2 protein-coding genes are annotated in these 1,129 nt (G+C 30.3%); one reads left to right on the forward strand and one right to left on the reverse strand.

Annotated elements, in window-relative coordinates; translation table 11 throughout:
- A partial coding sequence (locus tag HMPREF1984_RS09145; protein WP_021767697.1) for an extracellular solute-binding protein occupies positions 1-496 on the forward strand: 496 nt, incomplete at its 5' end.
- Between the two features lie 193 nt (positions 497-689).
- Here HMPREF1984_RS09145 and HMPREF1984_RS11680 read toward each other — a convergent pair.
- Positions 690-1,040 carry a transposase gene (locus HMPREF1984_RS11680; protein ID WP_021767698.1) on the reverse strand — a complete coding sequence of 117 codons (351 nt, stop codon included), beginning with the start codon at positions 1,038-1,040 and terminating at the stop codon, positions 690-692.
- Positions 1,041-1,129 lie beyond the last annotated feature (89 nt).

The following is a 1,129-nucleotide window of genomic DNA, read 5'->3' on the forward strand; positions in this document are numbered from 1 at the left end:
TTATCCTTCAGATTCAGCAGATGACAAGCAGTTAGAGGAAGCTAAAAATAGAATCCTTGAATGGAAGAAAAATCTTGCAAAATTTGATGCAACAGCTTTTGGTAAGAGTGTGGCTACTGGAGAATTCTATGCTGCCCACGGATATGCTGAAAATGTCTATGGTGAACTGGATGAAGCTGAATACGGAAACTTTGATTTCTTTATACCTAAAGATGCAATGATGTATATAGATAGCATGGCTATTGTAAAAAATTCACCTAATAAGGAAAATGCCTATAAATTTTTAGAATTTTTATACAGACCTGAAAACTTCATAAAAGTATATGAACAGTTTAAGGCTCCTTCAGTTATAAAAGGAATTGAAGAAAAATCAAAGATAAAATCACTTGTAAATAGAGCTCAGGTTGTGGAAAATGCTAAACTTCCTGGAGCATTATCAGATGAAGCAAAAGAAAAACAGGATAAAATATGGAATGAAATAAAACTGGCAAACTAATTAGTTGACAGTATTTCAGAAAATATGAGTTAAAAAATAGATTTAATAAAAAAATCCGGCTGGAATTTCTTTGAGTTTAAGAAGAAATTTTAGCTGGATTTTTAATTGGAAATTTTATTGAATTTAGGAAATGAAAATTAAATTTGATAAGAGGAATTTTTCGAGGTATAATAATTAAAAATAATACAGGAGGCTAATATATGAATAATAAAATTAAGCAACGGATTTCTATATTTGTAACTATTTTTGTAGTAATATTCCTAAATATAGTAATGTAAGTTTTCTTTTTATTGTTAGCCAAATCATTGAAAAAGAAGGTAACTTTACCATCATCAATTTCGGTAATCTTGTATTCGGCAACAGGTGAACGTGCGCGGTATCTTCCGAGATATCTGATAATACCCTCTGTGCTGTAAAATATGCGGTTTAGGAAATAATCAGGGAAGGGGACAGTCTTCTTATAGCAGGGAAAGGGCATGAAACTTATCAGATTATAGGAAAGGAAAAAAGACATTTTGATGACAGGGAAACTGTAAAAAAACATTTGATATAATTCATTTTTTTTGGTATACTCAGAAATGTAACTAAAATATAAATTCAAGGGAGTGATGTCAGAATTGAAAAAGATGGTTT

The sequence above is a fragment of the Leptotrichia sp. oral taxon 215 str. W9775 genome, from assembly GCF_000469505.1.
Lineage (GTDB): Bacteria > Fusobacteriota > Fusobacteriia > Fusobacteriales > Leptotrichiaceae > Leptotrichia_A.

Excerpts from the sequence above, each read along its gene's own strand:
- HMPREF1984_RS11680 (WP_021767698.1), bottom strand. The coding sequence starts at position 1,040 with ATGTTTTTTTACAGTTTCCCTGTCATCAAAATGTCTTTTTTCCTTTCC.